The organism is Streptomyces sp. AM 2-1-1, from assembly GCF_029167645.1.
Lineage (GTDB): Bacteria > Actinomycetota > Actinomycetes > Streptomycetales > Streptomycetaceae > Streptomyces.
On the sequence record NZ_CP119147.1, the window covers coordinates 5,656,451 to 5,678,589 of the forward strand.

The window sequence follows — 22,139 nt, forward strand, 5'->3', positions numbered from 1 at the left end:
GGCGAGGCCCGGGGGGTCCGTGCACGTCAGGGCGTCAGCCCGTGGGTCAGGAGAGCTTGTACGTGGCGACCTGGTGGATGCCGTTGTCGTCGACCAGGTAGCGACCGCCGAGGTCCTCGGCGAGCCGGTCCGAGCCGTAGTCGTCACCCTGGAGCGAGAGCACCTCGTCGGTGCCGTCGCCGTCGAGGTCGGCCGCGAGGAAGTTCCGGGCGCCGATCAGGTCCGCGTCGCCGAGGGACGACTGGAAGGACTGGCCGCTCTCGAAGAAGTACGCGTCCCCGGCGTAGGCGGCGATGGAGCCCTCACTGCCGGCGATCAGCAGCTTCCGGCCACCGGGTCCGGTGGCGAACGCGCCGTTGTAGGTCTGCCCGATCACCGAGGCCAGAGCGTCCTCGGTGCCCTCGCCGGAGAACCTCCGGAAGGACGAGGTGCCCGCCTGGTAGAGGCTGCCGTTGTCGGTGAAGAAGCCGCCGTGCGTCCACAGGCCGCCCATGGTCGTGGCGTGCACGACCTTGCCGGTACGGCCGTCGCGGATCTCCATGTAGGTGTGCGGGGAGCTGGAATCGGTGGAGCCGACGCCGGCCTGCGACTGGATGTCCCAGGTGTAGACGACCGCGTGGCCGTCCGCGTACGGGATCTCCGGGGAGGCGAAGGTGCCCTTGTACGTCAGCGCGGCGTGGATGACCCCGTCGGTCGACACGGCCGGTACCTCCGGAGCGATGCTCCACTTGGTCCTGCCGGTCTTGGCGTTGAGCGCGACCGCGTTCGCCCCCGGGTCGGCCAGGCCGAGCGAGCCGGCCTTGGAGTACGAGGTGTAGACCTTGCCGTCCTGGACCGACGCATCGGAGAAGACCACGTCGCCCAGGTCCTTGGGCGCTGTGTAGGACCAGATCCTGTGCCCGTCGCCGTAGTAGGCGTTCAGGGTGTTCGTCGGGACGACGATGTCCTGCTCGCCGTCACCGTCGAGGTCGGCGAGCTTCACCGAGTGGACGAACCGGCCGCCGCTGTCGATCGTGGCCAGCGTCTTGCCGGTCCTGGCGTTGAGGACGACCACGGCGGAGTCGGCGGCGACGACGATCTCGTCCTTGCCGTCCCCGTCGACGTCACCCTTCTGCATGTCGTGCACCGCACCGGGAACCGTGGCACGCCACAGCTTCTCGGGCTTGCCGGAGACGAGCGACGGACCGGAGTAGGCCCACACGCCGTTCGACGAACCGGCCATCACCACGTCGGACGTGCCGTCCTTGTCCACGTCGGCGGTCTGTGCGTAGGAGATGTCCGCCCGGAGCGGCGTGATGCTCTGCTGGTTGCCGTTGCCGAGCTTGAACGTACGGATGTTCTGGCTCTGGTCGACGACACGGACGTGGGTGCCCGTGGCGTCGGTGAAGACGTCCTGGTACATCGGCGCGCCGGCGAGACCCTTGTTCTGCCAGACGAGGGCACCCTTGCCCGAGTACACGGTCGTCGAGGCGAAGCGTCCGCCACCGGCGTTCTGCGACCCGGCGATCATGCGGTCGTCGTCACCCGCGACGACGAGCTTGCCGTCGGCGACCTGGAGACGCCAGACGCTCGGCCCGTCCTGGTTGTTCCCGGCGTCGCGCTTGGTCGTCTGCGACCAGAGCGGCTTGCCGGGGGCGTCCCCGCTCACCACACGTACCGTGTTGGCGTTCACCTGGAGGTAGTTGTCCAGGGAGGACTCGGCGACCGCGTACTCGTCGCCCGCCTTGGCGGTGAGGTCACCGACCGTCAGGGCGGTGGGCAGCACGTTGACCCGGCTGTCCAGCGTCGTACGGTTGCCGGTCTTCAGGTCGTACGCGGCGACCTCGTACGTCACCGCGTCGTTGACGTCGGACTGCTCGACGGCGACGAGCCGCTTGCGGCCGGCGTCGACGCGCAGCTGACGGCTGTAGAGCAGGCTGTCGGTCCGCCAGGTGACCGAGCCGTCCGCCACGTTCAGGGCGAGGGTGTGACCCCGGCCCTCCACCGTGCTGGACATCGCGCGGTCCCAGGAGACGGCGACCTTGCCCTTGCCGAGGTCCTGGATGTCGCCCCAGGCGGCGTCGCCCGCCTCACCGGTGTCGTACGTCCACGTGGACGACGGGGTCAGCTTGCCGTCCGCCGGGGAGAAGCGGATGCCGTACAGCTTCGCCGTGTCGGACGCCGGCGCGTTCATGTTCATCCGGGGCGCGTCGGCGACGAGCAGCGTACCGTCGACGATCTTGACCATGGTCGCGTAGTCGTACAGCTTCGACCACACCGTCCTGCCGGTCTTTCCGTCGAGGATGGTCACGAAAGTGCCGTTGGGCAGCGACGAGCCCGGCGAGGTGAACGGCCGGTAGGACGCGATGCCGACGCTTGCCGAGAAGACGATGTCGTCGACGCCGTCACCCGTCAGGTCACCCGTGGAGTAACCGGAGTCGGACGACGGAGTGAACGGCGAGACCGCGTTGTACCCCATCATGATCCGCACCGGGAACGGCTCGGGCTGCCACGGTCGCAGCGGCTTGACCTGCCAGTCCGCGTAGTACGAGGTGTTGGTGCGCTCCCACACGGACTCGCCGTCGGCGGCGTGCAGCTGCACGTTGCCCCGGCTGTGGACGGTGAAGTAGTCGCCGTTCTCGCCGACGGGCACGGTCGCGCCCATGCCCCGTACGCCCTCCAGGGAGGAGGTGCCGGTGAAGGTGACCGGGGCGACGGAGTCGGTGGCGGCGTCGGTGGACGCGCCGTCCAGCGAGGAACCGGAGCCGGAGGGCGTCGCGTCCGTGCCGGCGCCGGACGCGGGCGCGTCCTCGGCCTGGGGGCTGACCTGGTTCCCGGCCGCGTCACCGTACGGGTCGAGGGCGACATCGGCGGTCAGCTGCTGCGCCTGGGCGGCCGTCAGCTTCAGGACGCCGTCGCCGTCGTCGGCGGCCAGGGCCTGCGGGGCGATGCTCAGGCAGAGCCCGGCGGCGACCAGGGCGGAGGCGAGCTGGACGCCCCGCCGCGAGTGGAGGGTTCTCATCACTTGGCTCCCTGCGTGAAGCGGATGGCCGAACCGGCGGTGAGGACCGACTGGTTGCAGGCGTACTGGAGGGCGTCGGTGCCGGCCTGGTTCTGGATGCCGACGGTGGCACCCGCACCCAGGTCCGCGACCGACTTGTACTGGAGGGTCACCGCGCCGGTGGCCTCGTCGAAGACCGCCTCGAAGGTGGCGCGCCCGGTGGTGCCGTTCGCGTAGGCCGCGTCGTTCCAGACGACGGCGAACCTGCGGCTGCCCCTGGTGCCGGTGGTGGCGGTCTGGACGGACGACTTCCTGTCGAGCGTCAGGTCGTCCCAGAGCGGGGCGATGAAGCCGTTGGGGTTGTACTCGGTCGGCAGCGTGGTGTTCGCGTAGTCACCGATGCGCGGAGCCAGGAAGTTGAGCATGCCGTCGGTGGTGACGGAGGTCGTGGAGTACGAGACCCCGTACAGCTTCACCGGGAAGGGCAGCGGAATCGTCGCGGCGTCCTCGTCACCGGTCAGGGCGACTTTCTTCGCACCGGCGATCCACGAGTACGCGACCGGGGCGCAGCTGTTGCCGGCGGCGTCGGTACGGGCCGGGACCCGGACGTCCTTGGTCAGGTCGGCGGCGGCGACGGTGGCGGAGCCGGTGAAGACGCCGTTGCACAGGACCGGAGCGGTCGGCTTCACGGTCAGGGTGTAGGAGCCCTCGGCGACCTTCGGCAGGGTGTACGTGCCCTTGGCGTTGGTGACCACCGAGGGGACCGGGGAACCGGTCAGCTCGACGGTCGCGCCGGGCAGGGCCTTGCCGGTGACGTCCAGGACGGTACCGGTGACCTTGTGCGAGGCGACGGCGGAGAGCGAGACGTCCTGCGCCAGGGTCTGGTTCTCGGTGATCCCGACACCGGCGACGTGGGCGGTCGCGTAGCCGTAACCGCTGAGCGCGAAGTCGTAACGGCCCGGGTTGAGCGACAGGCGGTACGTGCCCTCGGGGCCGGTGGTGACCGTGCGGGTGCCGTAGGTGGCGTTGGTGGCCTTGACGACCACGCCGGAGAGCGCGGCGCCGGTTGCCTTGTCGGTGACCTTGCCGCTGACGGTGCCGGCGGTGTGCGGGGCCCTGTCGACGGAGGCGAGGATGTCGAGCTTGCCCTCGCCCCAGACGTTGTTCATGCCGGCGGTGCCACCGCAGTGGGTGTCGTCGACGTCACGGGCGCCCTGGTCGAGCAGGTCCCGCGTGCCCTGGATGTCACCGATCAGCGAGGGTGCCGCCGACCAGAGCAGGGCGGCCGCCCCCGCGACGTGCGGAGTGGCCATCGAGGTGCCGTTCTCCGTGTTGTACGAGGAACCCGGCCACGTCGACTCGACGTTCACGCCCGGCGCCGAGATGTTCGGCTTCTGCGACCCGTCGACCAGCGACGGGCCGAAGCCGGAGAAGGACGCGATCCTGCCCTGAGCGTCGTAGGCGCCGACGCCGTAGGAGGTCACCTGGGAACCGGGGGCGTGCGCGGTGGAGCAGGTGGTGCCGTCGCCGTCGTTGCCGGCCGCGAACGCCTCGAAGATGCCCGCGGAGTTCCAGGCCTCGACGATGTCCTGGTAGAACGTCGTGTCGTCGCCGCCCCAGGAGTTGTTGACGATGTTCGGCGCCATGTCCGGGCGAGGGTTCTGCCCGTTGTGGTCGGTCGGGGCGAGAATCCACTGACCGGCGGCGAGCAGGTACTCGTCCGAGCACTGGCTCGACTCGCACCCCTTGGCGGCGATCCACGTGGCGTCCGGTGCGACGCCGATGCCGTTCTTGCCGACCATCGTGCCCATGGTGTGGGTGCCGTGGCCGTTGTTGTCGCACGGGGTGCCGTCGGCGGCGCACGTCCCGGAGGGGTCGTAGAAGTTGTAGTCGTGCGTGAACGTGCCGTCGCCGTTGTTGCCCCGGTACTGGGCTACCAGGTCGGGGTGGTCGTACTGCACGCCCGAGTCGACGCTGGCGATGACGATGCCCTCGCCCCGGTCGCCGTACTGGTTCCACACGTCGTCGGCGTTGATGTCGGCGACGCCCCACTCGGGCGCGGTGTCACCGTTCGCGGAGGAGTCCGTGGCGCCCTTGACCGAGGAGCCGGTGCGCGCCTCGGTGATCTTCGCGTCCGACGTCTCGGTGTCGTCCAGCCGGTAGTGCCGCTCCGGGACGATGCTCGCGACGTCCGAGCGCTCGGCCAGCTGATTGATCAGGTTCTGGTCACCGGTGACCTTGACGGTGTTCGCGATCCAGTAACCTTCGTGGCTCACCTTTTCCTCGTCGAGGAAAGAGCTGAGCGACTTCTGGCTGGACTTGGCGTGCGCGCGCAGCTTGCCGTAGGCGGCCTCGGCCCGAGCGGCGTGGGACTTCTGCTTCTTGGCGGAGGACAGGTCCGCCCGGTCCTTCAGCATGACGAAGAAGGTCGCCTCGCCACCACCGTCGACGGCGTTCAGCAGGGCGGAGTCGATCTTCGGGGACGGCGCGGCGTCGGCGGCGGCCGCCGGGGGGCCGATCAGCAGACCGGCGGTGGTGAGCGCGGCGGCCACCAGCGCGGCGGATCTGCGCCGGGACGATCGGGGCAGGTGCATCGGGGGTGCTCCTCCAAGGACGGTACGGGGGAGCCCGGACGTTAGAGAGGCACCGTTACTCAGGCATTACAGCTCGCGGTGGCGTCCGGCCGGGCGTGACACCGGGCAGGGCGCGGCGCCCGGCCGGGTGGGCACCGCGCGAGGGGCGGCACGCCCGACCGGGTACGCGCGGCCGGGCGTTCTCGCGGGCCGCCGGCCGTCTGCCCGGACCCGGTGCCCCTGCCGCCGGCGATCCGCCGGACGCACCCGGGCGCGGGCGAACCGCCACACCTTCGGGTTCGTTTCGGGCCCGGTCTCCGGAGCCGCGGGGCGCTCGGAAGCGCGCCGCGGCGGCTACCGGCCCTGGTCGCGGCCGCATCACGAATGCGGCACTACTCGGCCGAGGGCGGGAACGGGCATGGCGCCGGGCGGCCGGGTGGCGCATACTCAAGGTAATGAAACAGTCAGCCGGATCCCGGCGTCACCTGCCTTCCAGTCCCTTCAACCGCCCGGCCCAGGCGGCCCCACCGGTCGAATGCTTCGACGTGGGCGACCGGGTGTCACACGACCAGTTCGGCCTCGGACGGGTTCTCGCTGTCGAGGGCGACAACGACGCAGTCCTCATCGACTTCGCCGGGCGTCAGGGGAGGATCCTGAGCCCGTACTCCAAGCTGACCAAGCTCTGAGGGTGCCAGGGCGTGTCGGACGGACATGCCCTCGGGCACGAGCCGCCGTCCCGCCGGAGGGCATCCGGAACCGGGGCACCTGAGAGTCTCAGGTGCCCCGGAGCCGTGTCCGGGGCGGGACAGGGGTCAGAGAGCGGCGGAGGCCGGCTTCACCATGCCGCGCACGGTGCGTGACTTCACGTACTCGCCCATGGCGGTCATCTCCCACTCGCCGGAGAACTGCCGGATGAGCTTGGCCATCATCACGCCGGTCTGCGGCTCCGTGTTGCTGAGCTCGAACCGGACCAGCTCCTCGCCCGTCGCCGCGTCGATGAGGCGGCAGTACGCCTTCGCCACCTCGGTGAACTTCTGGCCGGTGAAGCTGTTCACCGTGAAGACGAGTCCCGAGGCTTCGGCGGGGATACGGCCGAGGTCGACGACGATCACCTCGTCGTCCCCGGCGCCCTCACCGGTGAGGTTGTCCCCGGAGTGCTTGATCGCTCCGTTGAGGATGGAGAGCTTGCCGAAGTAGCAGCTGTCCAGGTGCTTGCGGTCGGGGCCGTAGGCGATCACCGAGGCGTCCAGGTCGATGTCCTTGCCCCGGAACGCGGGCTCCCAGCCGAGGCCCATCTTGACCTGGGAGAGCAGCGGGCGGCCGCCCTTGACCAGCGAGACCGTCTGGTTCTTCTGGAGGCTGACCCGGCCCTTGTCGAGGTTGATCTTGCCGGAGGACGCCGCGGGCGCCGCTGCGGGCGGGGCGGGCGGCATCGGCGGGAGCGGAGGCGCGGTCCTCGGGTCCACCGCCGCCGGCTGCGGGTGGGCCCGCGGGGTCTGCCGGGCCGGCGGGGCGGCCCGGGCGGCGGGCTCCTCCTCCACCGTCACACCGAAGTCCGTGGCGATGCCCGCCAGGCCGTTGGCGTACCCCTGGCCGACCGCACGGGCCTTCCAGGCGCCCTGCCGGCGGTAGACCTCGATGACCACGAGTGCCGTCTCGGAGCCGAGACGCGGCGGGGTGAAGGTCGCGAGGGGGCTGCCGGTGTCGGCGTCCCGCACGGTGGCGGTGGGCTCGATTCCCTGGAAGGACTGGCCCGCCGCGTCGGGGCTCGCGGTGACGACGATCTTCTCGATGCCCGGCGGTACCGCGGAGGTGTCCACCACGATCGCGTCCGGCGCCGTGCCGCCACCGGAGCGGTAGGTCACACCGGGGCCCGAGGGCTGGTTGTAGAAGATGAAGTCGTCGTCGGAACGGACCTTGCCGTCGGCGGAGAGCAGCAGGCCCGAGACGTCGAGCCGCACCGGGGCGGTGACGTCCACCGCCACGCGGACGGCGGAGAGAGGGATGTTCGAGCCGGGGGTCATTGCGGTCATGACCGGGGTAACGAACGACCCCGCTTTGCCGTTCCCTTACCTTCCGCGGCCGTTCACCCGTCCGGGGGAGCGCATCGGGCAGGCCCTTCGCGTGCCCCTCCCCGGCGGAGGCCCACCGGGGAGGGGAGGGGGCCTGCGGGCCCTCAGTACGGCCAGATCGGCGGGTCGTTGACGAAGGGGCCGCCGACGTGCGTCTGGGCGGGGTCGTCCGGGTCCAGCTCGCCGAATTCGGCGATCAGCTTCTCCGCGAACCGTTCCGAATCGTCCCTGGGCTCGTATCCCAGCGCCCGCGCGCTCGACAGGTCCCACCAGAGGCGGGTGTTGGCGGAGGAGCCGTAGACCACGGTGTGGGCGACGTCGGGGGCGGTGAGGGCCGCGTGGAAGAGGCGGGCGCCGTCCTCGGGGCTCATCCAGACCGACAGCATCCGTACCGAGGTCGGCTCGCGGAAGCAGGAGCCGATGCGGACCGACACGGTCTCGATGCCGTGCTGGTCCTGGTAGAGCTGGGCCAGGTCCTCGCCGAAGGACTTGGAGAGGCCGTAGAAGGTGTCGGGGCGCCGGGGGGTGGAAACCGGGATGAGCGGCTCGCCGGCGGCCGGGGCGGGGGTCCAGCCGATCGCGTGGTTGGAGGAGGCGAACACGATCCGGCGCACCCCCTCCTCCCGGGCCGCCTCGTAGAGGTGGTGGGTCCCCTCGATGTTGGCGCGCAGGATCTTCTCGAAGGAGGACTCCAGCGAGATGCCCGCGAGGTGGATGATCGCGTCGACCCCGCGTACCGCTTCGCGCAGCGCCTCCCGGTCGGCGAGGTCGGCGACGATCGCGTCCGGCTCGCCCTCGATCGGGTGGAGGTCGAAGAGGCGCAGTTCGTAGCCGTACGCGGGGAGCAGTTCACGCATCAGGGTGCCGAGGCCGCCGGCGGCTCCGGTGAGCAGGACGGTGCGGGGAGCGGTCATACCGGACATAAGGTCTCCTCGGCGCGCGGGCTGAGCCACGAAACGCCAGGTCCATGGACGACATTCACATGCGTGGACAAGCTAGGGAAGGGGGGTGGTTCGCGTCAAGGGGAGTGGCGCGGGGCGAACTCCCGCGGGGCGACACGACCTTCGCCTTGACCCGCCCCGCCGGGCTGCCCTAGCGTGACCCCGTTCATGAATATGGACATCGATCAGAATTGTGTACGCCTGGACCTCGCTCAGGGAGCGCCCGTGACCTCAGCCCCCCTCGCCGCCCGGCTCACCGAAGTCGCCGGGCCGCTCTTCTTCCCCGTCACCGCGTACGGCCCGGACGGCGACGTGGACCTCGTCGCGTTCCGCCGGCACGTCCGGACCGGCATCGACGCCGGTGCCGCCGCGGTCTTCGCCTGCTGCGGCACCGGCGAGTTCCACGCACTGACGCCCGCCGAATTCGGACGGGTCGTCGCGGCCGCGGTCGAGGAGACCGCCGGAGCGGTGCCGGTCGTCGCCGGGGCCGGTTACGGCACGGCGCTCGCGGTGGAGTACGCCCGGATCGCCGAGGAGGCGGGTGCGGACGGGCTCCTCGCCATGCCCCCGTACCTCGTCGTCGCCGACCAGCGGGGACTGCTGGCCCACTACACCGCGCTCGCCGCGGCGACCGGCCTGGAGACGATCGTCTACCAGCGCGACAACGCCGTCTTCACTCCCGAGACCGTCGTCGCCCTGGCGCGGACGCCCGGCATCATCGGCCTCAAGGACGGCGTCGGCGACCTCGACCTGATGCAGCGCATCGTCAGCGCCGTCCGCACCGCGCAGCCCGGCAGCGACTTCCTCTACTTCAACGGACTGCCCACCGCCGAACTCACCGGGCTCGCCTACCGGGGCATCGGCATCACGCTCTACTCCTCCGCCGTCTTCGCCTTCGCCCCCGACATCGCGCTCGCCTTCTACCGGGCGCTCGCATCGGGGGACGACGCGCTGGCCGACGCCCTGCTGGACCGCTTCTACCGACCGCTGGTCGAACTGCGCGCCAAGGGCCGCGGTTACGCCGTCTCCCTGGTCAAGGCCGCCGTACGGCTCCAGGGGCTCGACGTCGGCGAGGTCCGCACCCCGCTCACCGAGCCGCCCGCCGCGCACGTCGAGGAGCTGGCGCGGATCATCGACGACGGCCGGGCCCTGCTGGCCGAGCGCGCCGCGGGGGGTGGGGAGTGAAGACCTCGGCCTTCCTCTACCCCTGGGACGTCGTCGGCGACCCGGACGCCGCCGGCCGGATCGCGGGACTCGGTGTCCAGCAGGTGACCCTCGCCTCGGCGTACCACTCCACCCGCGCACTCACCCCCCGCCACCCCACGACCCGGATCGTCACCGCCCCGTACGCGGCGGTGCTCTATCCGCCCGACGAGAAGCGCTGGTCCGGGCGGGAGAGGGCGCCCCGGGTGCAGAACTGGACGCCCGGGGCGGACCCTTGGGCGGTCGCCGCCGAAGCGCTGGCGGACGCCGGTCTCCAGGTGCACAGTTGGGTCGTCCTCGCCCACGACTCGCGTACGGGGGAGGAGTTCCCCGGCCTATCGGTGGTCAACGCCTACGGTGACCGCTATCCGTGGGCGCCGTGCATCGGACGGCCCGACGTCCGTGCCCACCTCGTGGAGCTGGCGGCCGAGGCGGCGACGCGTCCCGGGGCGGCCGGCACGGAGCTGGAGAGCTGCGGCTGGTACGGCTTCGCGCACCTGCACGGCCACGACAAGGTCCAGGGGGTACCCCTCGGCGAGGCGGCCCAGTACCTCATGTCGCTCTGCTTCTGCGCGGAGTGCGCCGAGGGGTACGCCCGGCACGGCCTTGACCCGGACGGACTGCGCGCGGCCGTGCGCCGCGCGCTGGAACCCGTGTGGGCGGGCGGCGGACCCGGCGCGGCCGGCTGGGCCGGGGTGGAGGAACTGCTCGGCGCGGAGCGGGCGGCGGCCACCCTGACATGGCGCCGTGAAGCCGCCCGCACTCTCCAGGAAGCGGTCGTCACGGCCGTGCGGGAAGAGGCCGCGGCCCCCGGCTTCCAGGTCCTGCTCCACGCGGACCCGGCGTTCCACCGCACCGGCGCCAACGTCGGCGTCGACCCCGGGCACATCCTCTCCGTCGCCGACGGGGTGGTGCTGCCGTGCACCGGCGGCGACACGGCGAGGGAGGCGGTCCTCGGGCCGTTCGGCGGCCGCGGGGGCGTGGTGGCCGCCAACTTCGGCGTGGTCTCCGGCATGGGTGGCAGCCCCACCACGCTGGAGCGCGACGCCGCCCACGCGGCGTCCCTGGGCGCCACCGAACTCCGGCTCTACCACGCGGGTCTGGCCTCGGACGCCGACCTGACCGCGGTCTCGGACGCGCTGGGCCGTATCGCGGGATGAGATGAGGCGTACCGGGACTTGAGACGACCCGTACCGGACTCCGGTACGGGCAGCACCGCCCGGACTCCGGTACGGGCGGCACCGGCGACGGCCGGGGCGCGACGACCGGCGGGAGATCCCACACCTCCCGCCGGTCGTCGCCGTGCCCGCCACCCAGGCCGTCCGCTCTCCTGCCTCCGCCCGCCGACAGCCCTTCCCGGCCCGCCGACGCCGCCGGTGCGGCCGGTGCGGCCCGCTGCCGGGGCCCCGGCCCGGAACCTGCCCGCCTCCGGTCCCTGCCCGGCCCGGGGTCCCGCGCCCCCTCCCCGGGCGGTCTCCGGGCGCACTCCGATGGATCAGGACGGGGCCGCGACGACCGGTCCCACCTGCGCCGCAGGGGTCGGCGGCTTCCCGCACCGCCCCCGCCCCCGCCCTCCGTGCGGCACGGCGCCGGGCAAGCCGAACGAACTTCTTCTGTCCGAAGCGTTGACGAAACATCGCGCCCGCTCTAGCTTCATCGCGTCGTACTTCGTACGTCATATATGAGACGCGATACGCGAGATGCGAGAGCCCTTCATGACGTTTGCGCCCACCCCGATCCCGTCCAGGACGCAGTTCGTGCTGGAAGCGGTCAAGCACGCCATCCTGACGGGTCAGTTGCTGCCGGGGCAGGCGCTGGTGGAGACGGAACTCGCGGCACGGTTCGGGGTGTCGAAGACGCCGGTGCGCGAGGCGCTCAAGACCCTCGCGGGCACCGGGCTGGTGGTCATGAGCCAGTACAAGGGCGCCGCCGTCCGGCTGGTGGACGCGGAGATGGCGCGCGAGGTCTACGACGTGCGCCTGCTGCTGGAGCCGGAGGCGCTGCGCCGCACGATCACCTGCGGGGCCTCCCTGGACGCGGCGCGGGAGGCGCTGGAGCGGGCGGACTCGTCCACCGACAAGGCCGACCGCTCGCTCGCCAACCGGGACTTCCACCGGGCCCTTTACCTGCCCTGCGGGAACCCGCTGCTGGGCCGGATGCTCGACGAGGTCCGCGACCAGGCGGCTCTCGTCTCCACCGTGGCCTGGGCGGCCGACCCGTCCTGGGAACGGGAGGCCGCCGAGCACCGGGAGATCCTGCGGCTCGCACTCGCCCCGGACCCGGCCGGCGCGGCGGCGGCCCTCCACGACCACATCGCGTCCTTCCTCCGCCGCGCCTTCCCTGACGGCTCCGCCGGCACCGCCGAGGGCGGTCAGGCGTGAACCACATCGACGAAAGGCCAGTTGGCATGGACCTCATCCCGCTCAAGGCGGCCCTCGCCGACGTCGTGGCGATCCCCGTGACGCCGTTCGCACCGGACGGGACGATCGACAAGGACACCCACCGGGCGCTGCTGCGGCGGCTCCTCGACGGCGGAGTCCGCATCGTCACCCCCAACGGCAACACCGGGGAGTTCTACGCGCTCACCCCCAAGGAGCGGCGCGCGGTCACCGAGCTGACCATCGACGAGGTGCGGGGCCGGGCCACCGTCCTGGTGGGCGTCGGACACGACGTGCCCACCGCCGTCGCCGCCGCCGAGCACGCCCGGGAGTCGGGCGCCGAGCTGGTGATGGTGCACCAGCCGGTCCACCCGTACGTCTCCCAGGACGGCTGGATCGACTACCACCGGGCGATCGCCGAGGCCGTGCCGGAGCTCGGCGTCGTGCCCTACATCCGCAACCCGCTGCTCGCCGGTGAGAAGCTCGCCGAACTCGCCGATCTCTGCCCCAACGTCATCGGCGTCAAGTACGCCGTACCGGACGCCGCCCGTTTCGGCGCCTTCGCCCGGGACGCGGGACTCGACCGGTTCGTCTGGATCGCCGGCCTCGCCGAGCTGTACGCGCCCTCCTACTTCGCGACCGGCGCCACCGGGTTCACCTCCGGCCTGGTCAATGTCGCCCCCGCCGTCTCGCTCGCCATGCTGGAGGCGCTGCGGGCCGGTGACTACACCGCCGCCATGAAGGTCTGGGAGCGCATCCGCCGCTTCGAGGAGCTGCGCGCCGACCGGCAGTCCGCCAACAACGTCACCGTGGTGAAGGAAGCCCTCGCGGTCCTCGGCCTCTGCCGCCGCGACGTCCGCGCGCCCAGCCGGGTGCTGCCGGAGGCGCAGCGCGCCGAGGTCGCCGACGAGATCGCCGGGTGGTCGGTGTGAACGCCCGCATCGCCCCGGAGGAGCTCCGCAGCCACCAGTGGTACGGCACCGACGGACTCCGCTCCTTCAGCCACAAGGCGCGTACCCGGCAGCTCGGTTACCTCCCCGAGGAGCACCTCGGCAAGCCGGTGATCGCGATCCTCAACACCTGGTCCGACATCAACCCCTGCCACGTCCACCTCCGGGACCGGGCGCAGGCCGTCAAGCGCGGGGTCTGGCAGGCGGGCGGCTTCCCGCTGGAGTTCCCCGTCTCCACCCTGTCGGAGACGTTCCAGAAGCCGACCCCGATGCTCTACCGCAACATGCTCGCCATGGAGACCGAGGAGCTGCTGCGCTCCTATCCGGTCGACGGGGCCGTGCTGATGGGCGGCTGCGACAAGTCGACGCCGGCCCTGCTGATGGGCGCCGCCTCCGTCGACCTGCCGGCCGTCTTCGTGCCGGCCGGGCCGATGCTGCCGGGCCACTGGCGCAACGAGGTCCTCGGCTCCGGCACCGACATGTGGAAGTACTGGGACGACAAGCGGGCGGGACTCATCGGCGACTGCGAGATGGCCGAACTGGAGAATGGGCTCGCCCGCTCACCCGGCCACTGCATGACGATGGGCACCGCCTCCACCCTGACGGCCGCCGCCGAGGCGCTGGGCGTCACCGTCCCCGGTGCCTCCTCGATCCCGGCCGTCGACTCCGGCCACGACCGGATGGCCGCGCAGTCCGGTCTCCGTATCGTCGAACTGGTGTGGCAGCAACGAACGTTGTCGCAGATCCTCACCCCGGACGCGTACGAGGACGCCGTCGCCACCGTGCTCGCGCTCGGCGGCTCCACCAACGCGGTCATCCACCTCATCGCGATGGCCGGCCGCTCCGGCATCAAGCTCACCCTCGACGACTTCGACCGGATCGCCCGCACCGTGCCGGTGCTCGCCAACCTCCGCCCCGGCGGGAAGTACCTCATGGAGGACTTCCACTTCGCCGGCGGGCTCCCCGGGTTCCTCTCCCGGCTCACCGACGTCCTCCACCTGGACCGGCCCACCGTCGGCCACGACACCCTGCGCGAACAGCTCGACGGGGCGCTCGTGCACAACGACGACGTCATCCGCGACCGGGAGAAACCGCTTGCCGACGAGGGTGGCGTGGCGGTGCTGCGCGGCAACCTCTGCCCGGACGGCGCGGTCATCAAGCACATCGCGGCCGAACCCCGGCTGCTGCGCCACACCGGCCCCGCCGTCGTCTTCGACGACTACCGGGAGATGCAGCGCACCATCAACGACCCGGCCCTGGCCCTCACCCCGGACCACGTGCTGGTGCTCCGCAACGCCGGCCCCAAGGGCGGCCCCGGGATGCCCGAGTACGGCATGCTGCCGATCCCGGACTACCTGCTCAAGCAGGGCGTCCGCGACATGGTCCGGATCTCCGACGCCCGGATGAGCGGCACGAGTTACGGGGCGTGCGTCCTGCACATCGCGCCCGAGTCGTTCGTCGGCGGCCCGCTCGCCCTCGTCCGCACCGGTGACACGATCACCCTGGACGTGGCGGCCCGCCGCCTCACCCTCGACGTGGACGACGAGGAACTGGAGCGGCGCCGGGCCGCCTGGACCCCGCCGCCGCCCCGGTACGGCCGCGGCTACGGGGCCCTCTACCAGGACCAGATCACGCAGGCCGACACCGGCTGCGACTTCGCCTTCCTGGCCCGCGAGGGTGACGTGCCCGATCCGTACGCCGGCTGACACCGGCACCCAGGCATTCCGGCGCACCCGCCTCGTCCGGCCTTGTCGAACGCCGCGGGGAAAGCGCTTGCAGTACACGCAACACGACCGGAAACACGAGAGAACGGAGAGGTGTCATGGCCCAAGCCGCCGCCGTGGCCAAACCGCCCAAGGTGCCCAGGCGCCGTTCGGCGACCCCCCGCAAGCTGCCGTATCTGCTGATCGCGCCCGCCGGTCTGCTGATGGTGGGGTTCATCGCCTATCCGGTCATCAGCGTCTTCTACTACAGCCTGCAGAACTACAACGTCACCAAGCCCTGGCGGAACGGCTTCGCCGGCTTCGACAACTACACCAAGATCTTCACCGACGACGACCAGTTCTGGTCGACCCTCGGTTTCAGCGCCCAGTGGGTCGTCACCCAGGTCAGCCTCCAGCTCGTGCTGGGCCTCGCCCTGGCGCTGATCGTCAACCAGTCCTTCATCGGCCGCGGCATCTCCCGCGCCATGGTCTTCTCGCCCTGGGCCGTCTCGGGTGTGCTGACCAGCACCATCTGGATCCTGCTCTACAACTCCTCGACCGGATTCAGCCGCTACCTCGCGGACGCGGGGATCGGCGACTACGGCACCTCGGTCCTTTCCGACACCGGCACCGTCTTCTGGGCCGCCACCGTCTCCGAACTCTGGCGCGGCGTCCCCTTCTTCGCCATCCTCATCCTCGCCGACCTCCAGTCCGTCTCCAAGGAGCTCTACGAGGCGGCCTCGGTGGACGGCGCCGGACGGATGCGGCAGTTCTTCCACATCACCCTGCCCCACCTGCGGGACGCGATCATCCTCTCCACGCTGCTCCGCGCGGTCTGGGAGTTCAACAACGTGGACCTGCTCTACACCCTCACGGGCGGCGGTCCGGCGGGCGTGACCACCACACTCCCGCTCTACGTCGCCAACACCGGCATCGAGGGCCACGACTTCGGGTACGCGTCCGCGCTCACCACCGTCGCCTTCGCGATCCTGCTCTTCTGCTCGATCGTCTATCTGCGCCTGAGCAAGTTCGGAGGCGACCACAAGTGACTGCCGCACTCGCCGAGAAGACCCCCGCCACCCCGCCTCCGGCCGCGGACGTCAGGCCCCCGGCCCGCAACCGCCGGCCCGGACGCGAGCGTTCGTTCGACGACGTACCGCGCTGGCAGATCTACCTGCCGCTCGGCGTCTACCTCCTCTTCACCCTCATCCCGTTCTACTGGATGTTCCTCTTCGCCGTCCGCCCCGCGGGCTCCACCTCGCTGGTGCCCTGGCCGATGACCGGTGAGCACTTCGACAAGGTGTGGACGGAACGCAGCTTCGCCGTCTTCTTCCAGAACAGCATGATCGTCGGCGTCGGCACCCTGATCGCCACGACCACCGTCGCCCTGGCCGGCGGCTACGCCCTGGCCCGCTTCGACTTCAAGATCAAGGGCGCCTTCATGCTGGCGCTGCTCTGCTCGCAGTTCATCCCGGGCGCGCTGATGCTCGTACCGCTCTTCGAGATCTTCAAGAACCTCCAGATGATCAACTCGCTGGGCAGCGTGGTCATCGCGGAGACCGTCTTCCAGCTCCCCCTGTCGATCATCCTCATCAGCGGGTTCATCAAGAATGTGCCCGTCACGCTGGAGGAAGCCGCCTGGGTGGACGGATGCTCGCGCTTCCGCGCCTTCTGCGCCGTCGTCCTCCCGCTCCTGCGGCCCGGGCTGATCGCCGTCGGTTCCTTCGCCTTCGTGCACAGCTGGAACCACTTCCTCTTCGCCCTGATGTTCCTCAGCGAGCAGGACAAGCAGACGATCCCGGTCGGCCTGAACACCCTCATCGGCGCGGACAGCGTCGACCTGGGCGCACTGGCCGCGGGCGGAGTCATCGCCGCGGTCCCCGTGGTGATCGTCTTCGCCTTCATCCAGAAGTGGCTGATCACCGGCTTCAGCGCCGGTGCGGTGAAGGGCTGACCCGCGATGACCACCCCCCTCCCGATCGTCCTGGCCGGTGCCCGGGGCCACGGCCGCTGGCACCTCGCCAACATCGAACGTCTCCAGCGCAAGGGGATCGTCCGGCTCGCCGGGATCTGCGAACTGACCCCGCTCGACCAGAGCGAACTCGCCCCCTTCACCGGTGAACTCCCCGAGCAGTCGTCCGACTTCGGCGCGCTGCTCGACTCCACCGGCGCCCGTGCGGCCGTCGTCTGCACCCCGATCCCGACCCACACCGATCTCGCCCTGACCGCCGCCCGGCGCGGCGTCCACCTCCTCCTGGAGAAGCCCCCGGCGGCCACCTTCGCCGACTTCACCCGGATGAGCGACGGCGTACGGGAAGCGGGCACCGCCTGCCAGATCGGCTTCCAGTCCTTCGGCTCGCACGCCGTGCCCGCCATCCGCGAGCTCGTCGCGGACGGTGCCGTCGGCGCGCTCCGCGGGATCGGCGCGGCCGGCGCCTGGGTGCGCGAGGAGGCCTACTTCCGGCGCGCACCCTGGGCCGGGCGCCGCAGGCTCGGCGGCACCGACGTGGTCGACGGGGTGCTCACCAACCCGCTCGCCCACGCCGTGGCCACCTCCCTCGAACTCGCCGGCAGCGGTACCGCCGAGGACGTCGCCCGCATCGAGACCGAGCTCTTCCGGGCCCACGACATCGAGGCCGACGACACCAGCAGCCTCCGGGTGACCACCACCGACGGCCTCCCCGTCGCGGTCTGCGTCACCCTCTGCGCCGAGCGGGCCGCCGAACCCTACGTCGTCGTGCACGGCGACCGGGGGCGCATCACCTTCTGGTACAAGCAGGACCGCGTCCTGCTCCAGCGCGCCGGACACGGCCCCGAGGAGACCGTGCACGGCCGTACCGACCTGCTGGAGAACCTCGCCGACCACCTCACCGACGGCACCCCCCTACTGGTGCCCCCGCACCGCACCGGCGCCTTCATGCGCGTGGTCGAAGCGGTACGCACCGGAGCCGAGCCCACCGCGCTGCCCGCCGACGCCTGGTACAGCGAGGCCGCCACCCAGGGGTCCCGGCGGGTGGTCAAGGGGATCGACGCCGTGGTCGACGCGGGAGCCGAATCCCTCGCCCTCTTCTCCGAACTCGGCGCCCCCTGGGCCCGCTCCCGCGAGGTGAGCGCCTCGTGAACGAGCTCCGCCTCAGCTGCGCGGGCCGCCCCGTCGGCCGCTACGGCTACCTCCCCGACGACCGGGCGGGCCGCCCGTGCCTGCATCCCCTCACCACCCTCGCCGGCACCCCCGTCACCGAGCTGCGCCCCGCCGACCACCCGCACCACCTCGGCGCCGCCGTGGCCGTGCCCGACGTCGCCGGGTACAACTTCTGGGGCGGGCGCACCTTCGTCCGCGGTCAGGGGCCCACCGCGCTCGACAACCACGGAGTCCAGCGCCACCTCGGCTGGAAGCTCCGCGACCCCGACGGCTTCGTGGAGGAGCTCGCCTGGGAGGCGGGCGGAACCGAACTGCTCCGCGAGCACCGCACGGTGGCCGTCATCCCGCTGACGGGTACCGCCTGGGCCCTCGACTTCTCCTTCTCGCTGACCAACCGGGCCACCACCGGCCTGTCCATCGGCAGCCCGGCCACCAACGGGCGGCCGGGGGCCGGGTACGGCGGCTTCTTCTGGCGGGCACCCAAGGAGGACCGGGCGCCCGAGGTGTTCAGCGCCGGCGGCGAGGGTGAGCGGGCCGTACACGGAGACCGGGCCGACTGGCTGGCGATGGCCGGCGACGGCTGGACCCTGGTCTTCGCCGGGGCCACCGGGGACACCCGGCAGGACCCCTGGTTCGTCCGCGCCGAGGAGTACCCGGGCGTCGGCTCGTCCCTCGCGGCCGAGGAACGGCTCCCGGTGCCGGCCGGTGCCACCGTCGTCCGGCGGGTCGTCACCATCGTCGCGGACGGACGGCTGGACCGCGACGAGGCCGCCGCCCTGGTCCGCAAGGTGGTGACCGCGTGAACAGGCCCTGGACCGCCGACCTCGGCGACGGCACCTACCGCAACCCGGTGCTGAACGCCGACTGGTCCGACCCCGACGTCGTACGTGTCGGCGGCGACGACTACTACCTCACCGCGTCCAGCTTCGGCCGCGCCCCCGGGCTGCCGCTGCTGCACTCCCGGGACCTGGTCAACTGGTCGCTGATCGGCCACGCCCTCGACACCCTGGAACCCGCCGCCGACTTCGCGGTCCCACGCCACGACCGGGGCGTCTGGGCACCCTCGATCCGCCACCACGCGGGCCGGTTCTGGATCTTCTGGGGCGACCCCGACCACGGCATCCAGCAGGTCAACGCCGAGGACGTACGCGGTCCGTGGAGCGCACCGCACCTGGTGAAGGGCGGCCAGGGCCTGATCGACGCCTGTCCGCTGTGGGACGAGCAGACCGGCGAGGCCTATCTCGTCCACGCCTGGGCGAAGTCCCGCTCCGGGATCAAGAACCGGCTCACCGGCCACCGGATGAGCGCGGACGGCCGCGAACTGCTCGACGAGGGAACGACCCTGGTCGACGGGGACCTGATCCCCGGCTGGTTCACCCTCGAAGGGCCCAAGGTCTACCGGCACGAGGGCGAGTTCTGGATCTTCGCCCCGGCGGGCGGGGTGACCACGGGCTGGCAGGGCGCGTTCCGGGCGAAGGAGTTCACCGGCCCGTACGAGGAGCGCGTGGTCCTGGCCCAGGGCCGCACCGGGGTCAACGGCCCCCACCAGGGCGGCTGGGTGCGCACCCCGGCGGGCGAGGACTGGTTCCTGCACTTCCAGGAGCGGGGCGCGTACGGGAGGGTGGTCCACCTCCAGCCGATGCGCTGGGACGAGGAGGGGTGGCCCGTCCTCGGTGACCGGGGCGAACCCGTCGCGGTGCACGCCAAGCCCGTCGCGCCCGAACAGCCGGTGGACGCGCCGGCGTTCGCGGACGGCTTCGCCGGCGGCCGGTACGGCAGGCAGTGGCAGTGGACCGCCAACCCGCGCCCGGGATGGACCGTCGAGCACGCCGGGGACGGGCTGCGGCTCGCCTGCGTCCGCACCTCGCACGCGCACGACCTGCGGACCCTGCCGAACGTGCTGGTCCAGCGGCTGCCGGCCGAGGAGTTCACCGTGGAGGTGTCACTCGCCCTCGGCAGCGACGTACCCGGGGCGAAGGCCGGACTGGCCGTGCTCGGCGACGCGTTCAGCTGGATCGGCCTCGAACGGGGCGAGGACGGGGGCGTGTCGCTCGTGCACCGGTACGCGGAAGGCGTCGCCGAGCACGAACGGGACGCGGCACCGGGGCGTCCCGCCCCCGACGCGTCGGCCACGCTCCGCATCGAGGTGAGCGCGGGCGCCCGGTGCCGCTTCCACGCCGACACCGGGGACGGATTCCGTCCCTCGGGCCAGGTCTTCGCCGCGGAACCGTGGCGCTGGGTCGGCGCGCTGCTCGGCCTCTTCGCCACGGCACCCGCCGGGACGGGGCCGGCGGGCACCGCCGGGTTCACCGCCTTCCACTCCCCGCCGGGGCCCGGGTAACCGCCCGCACCACCGCCCCGCCCGCCCCGTACGCGCACCGCCGCCCGTACGGACACCCGCCCCGCACGTCACGCACCGCCCGCACGGCCACACCTGTACCGCACGCACGGCACGTCGCACCGCAGCACGGACACATCTGTACCGCTCGTATGGGAGCCGCAATGACGCACCTCCGTACCCCGCGCACCCGGAGAAGCACGCCGGTCGCGGCACTCGCCCTGGCCGGGGCCTTCCTCCTGCCCACGGGCCCCGCCGCCGGCGCGGCCGGGCCCTTCGACCCGCCCACCGCCACGGTGGTGGAGTCCGGCTCGCACGCCACCCGGTCCGACACCCCGTACGGCGCCGCCGCCCTGGCCGGCGGGACCACCGGGGGCGCCGGCGGCCGTGTCGTCACCGTCACCACCCGGGCCGGCCTGGCCGCGTACGCCGGCGCCGAGGGGCCCTGGATCATCCGGGTCGCCGGAGTCCTGGCGGCGGACCCCGTCGCCGGCGCCGTCACCGTGACCTCCGACAAGACCGTCGTCGGCGTCGGCGACACCGCCGGCATCGCCGGGGGCGGCCTCCGCCTGGACCCGGGCACCCACAACGTGATCGTCCGCAACCTGACCCTCCGGGGCACGGATGCGGCCGCCCTCCGGGCGGACGCCGCCGACCACGTCTGGATTGACCACAACCGCTTCACGGGTACGGGCACCGGGCTCGACCTCGGTGGCGGCAGCCGGTACGTCACCGTCTCCCACAACCTGCTCGGGTACCGCGACGGGGCGTCGGGCCCCCGCGGGACGGCAGGCACCTTTGACCGGATCACCTACGACCACAACCGGTCCGCCGGTGACCGGCCCGGACCGGCCGGCGGCCTCGCCGGTCCGCGGAAGGAGATCGGCACCGACACCGTGCTGCGGGTCCCCGCCGAGTACCCCACCGTGCAGGCGGCCGTCGACGCGGTGCCCCAGGGCAACGACGGCCGGATCACCGTGCGCCTGGCGCCCGGCACGTACCGCGAACACGTGCGCATCGGCAAGAGCCAGCCGTACGTCTCCCTCGTCGGCACCGGCCGGCGGCGCTCGGACACCCTGATCGTCTTCAACACCCCGCAGGGCGAGCCCAAGCCCGACGGCACGGGGACGCAGGGGTCCACCGGCAGCGCCACCGTCCTCGTGGAGGGCCACGACTTCACGGCCCGTAACCTCACCTTCTCCAACGACTTCGACGAGGCCGCCGTGGAGATCAGCGGTGAGCAGGCGCTCGCCGTGAAGACCACCGGCGACCGGCTGACCTTCGAGAACACCGGATTCCTCGGCAACCAGGACACCCTGATGACCGACACCCCGGCCCTCACCCAGAAGGCCCGCGTCTACGTCACCGGCTCCTACATCGAAGGTGACGTCGACTTCCTCTACGGCCGCGCCACCACCGTCGTCGAAAAGTCCGTGATCAAGGCGCTCAGCCGCGGCTCGGACACCAACAACGGCTACATCACGGCCGCTTCGACCTGGAAGGAGAACCCGTACGGCATCCTGATCACCCGCAGCCGGATCATCAGCGACGCTCCCGCGGACACCTTCCACCTCGGCCGCCCCTGGCACCCGAGCGGCAACCCCGACGCCATCGGCCAGGTCCTGGTCCGCGAGACGTCGCTGCCCGCCGCCGTCAAGGCGAGCCCCTGGTCCGACATGAGCGGCTTCCCCTGGCGGGAAGCCCGGTTCAGCGAGTACCGGACCTACGGTCCCGGCGCCGCGGCCACTGCGGACCGCCCCCAGATGTCCCCGGCCGACGCCGCGCTCCACGAGGTGGGCGACTACCTCGCGGGCGAGGACGGCTGGGCACCGCACCGCCGGCACTGACGCCCCCCACAT

General features: G+C 71.9%; 16 protein-coding genes. 12 read left to right on the top strand and 4 right to left on the bottom strand.

The annotated features are described in order from the left end of the window. Window positions 1–46: 46 nt before the first annotated feature. Window positions 47–3,001 carry an FG-GAP-like repeat-containing protein gene (locus PZB77_RS24670; RefSeq protein ID WP_275494809.1) on the bottom strand — a complete coding sequence of 985 codons (2,955 nt, stop codon included), beginning with the start codon at window positions 2,999–3,001 and terminating at the stop codon, window positions 47–49. Further along, a complete protein-coding gene (locus PZB77_RS24675) occupies window positions 3,001–5,574 on the bottom strand; it encodes a S8 family serine peptidase (RefSeq protein WP_275494810.1) in 2,574 nt (857 codons plus the stop codon). The genes PZB77_RS24670 and PZB77_RS24675 overlap by 1 nt, the downstream gene beginning before the upstream one ends. A gap of 434 nt (window positions 5,575–6,008) precedes the next feature. Between PZB77_RS24675 and PZB77_RS24680 the strand changes: the two genes are divergently transcribed. Beyond that, window positions 6,009–6,239 carry a hypothetical protein gene (locus PZB77_RS24680; protein ID WP_266703095.1) on the top strand — a complete coding sequence of 77 codons (231 nt, stop codon included), beginning with the start codon at window positions 6,009–6,011 and terminating at the stop codon, window positions 6,237–6,239. Window positions 6,240–6,365: 126 nt separating this feature from the next. On the opposite strand, the gene PZB77_RS24685 is transcribed toward PZB77_RS24680, so the two are convergent. Together PZB77_RS24685 and PZB77_RS24690 are read right to left on the bottom strand one after the other, a co-directional pair. Continuing rightward, complete coding sequence (locus PZB77_RS24685; RefSeq protein ID WP_275494811.1) at window positions 6,366–7,586, bottom strand: TerD family protein; 1,221 nt, start codon at window positions 7,584–7,586, stop codon at window positions 6,366–6,368. A gap of 143 nt (window positions 7,587–7,729) precedes the next feature. Further along, entirely contained in the window at window positions 7,730–8,539 is an 810-nt protein-coding gene (locus PZB77_RS24690) for an NAD(P)-dependent oxidoreductase (RefSeq protein ID WP_275496205.1), read from the bottom strand. A gap of 252 nt (window positions 8,540–8,791) precedes the next feature. Between PZB77_RS24690 and PZB77_RS24695 the strand changes: the two genes are divergently transcribed. The 11 genes from PZB77_RS24695 to PZB77_RS24745 all read left to right on the top strand — a co-directional run bounded on the left by PZB77_RS24695 (window position 8,792) and on the right by PZB77_RS24745 (window position 22,127). Further along, entirely contained in the window at window positions 8,792–9,751 is a 960-nt protein-coding gene (locus tag PZB77_RS24695) for a 5-dehydro-4-deoxyglucarate dehydratase (RefSeq protein ID WP_275494812.1), read from the top strand. Next, window positions 9,748–10,929, top strand: coding sequence for a hypothetical protein (locus PZB77_RS24700; protein ID WP_275494813.1), 1,182 nt, complete (start codon window positions 9,748–9,750; stop codon window positions 10,927–10,929). Before PZB77_RS24695 ends, PZB77_RS24700 begins: the two co-directional genes overlap by 4 nt. 555 nt (window positions 10,930–11,484) lie before the next feature. Further along, window positions 11,485–12,150: a GntR family transcriptional regulator gene (locus PZB77_RS24705; RefSeq protein WP_275494814.1), complete on the top strand. Its 666-nt coding sequence runs from the start codon at window positions 11,485–11,487 to the stop codon at window positions 12,148–12,150. Between the two features lie 26 nt (window positions 12,151–12,176). Beyond that, entirely contained in the window at window positions 12,177–13,079 is a 903-nt protein-coding gene (locus PZB77_RS24710; protein ID WP_275494815.1) for a dihydrodipicolinate synthase family protein, read from the top strand. Beyond that, window positions 13,076–14,803 (top strand): L-arabinonate dehydratase, encoded by a 1,728-nt coding sequence (gene araD / locus PZB77_RS24715; protein WP_275494816.1) that lies wholly within the window; start codon window positions 13,076–13,078, stop codon window positions 14,801–14,803. Before PZB77_RS24710 ends, araD begins: the two co-directional genes overlap by 4 nt. A gap of 116 nt (window positions 14,804–14,919) precedes the next feature. After that, window positions 14,920–15,849, top strand: coding sequence for a sugar ABC transporter permease (locus PZB77_RS24720; protein ID WP_275494817.1), 930 nt, complete (start codon window positions 14,920–14,922; stop codon window positions 15,847–15,849). Beyond that, a complete protein-coding gene (locus tag PZB77_RS24725) occupies window positions 15,846–16,754 on the top strand; it encodes a carbohydrate ABC transporter permease (RefSeq protein ID WP_275494818.1) in 909 nt (302 codons plus the stop codon). Before PZB77_RS24720 ends, PZB77_RS24725 begins: the two co-directional genes overlap by 4 nt. 6 nt (window positions 16,755–16,760) lie before the next feature. Then, the gene (locus PZB77_RS24730) at window positions 16,761–17,921 is read left to right on the top strand and encodes a Gfo/Idh/MocA family oxidoreductase (protein ID WP_275494819.1); all 1,161 of its coding nucleotides are present in this window, start codon (window positions 16,761–16,763) and stop codon (window positions 17,919–17,921) included. Next, a complete protein-coding gene (locus PZB77_RS24735; RefSeq protein WP_275494820.1) occupies window positions 17,918–18,745 on the top strand; it encodes a PmoA family protein in 828 nt (275 codons plus the stop codon). The genes PZB77_RS24730 and PZB77_RS24735 overlap by 4 nt, the downstream gene beginning before the upstream one ends. Then, on the top strand, window positions 18,742–20,283 hold the full coding sequence (locus PZB77_RS24740) for a glycoside hydrolase 43 family protein (RefSeq protein WP_275494821.1): 1,542 nt from the start codon (window positions 18,742–18,744) through the stop codon (window positions 20,281–20,283). The genes PZB77_RS24735 and PZB77_RS24740 overlap by 4 nt, the downstream gene beginning before the upstream one ends. Before the next feature lie 161 nt (window positions 20,284–20,444). Then, entirely contained in the window at window positions 20,445–22,127 is a 1,683-nt protein-coding gene (locus PZB77_RS24745; RefSeq protein WP_275494822.1) for a pectinesterase family protein, read from the top strand. Window positions 22,128–22,139 lie beyond the last annotated feature (12 nt).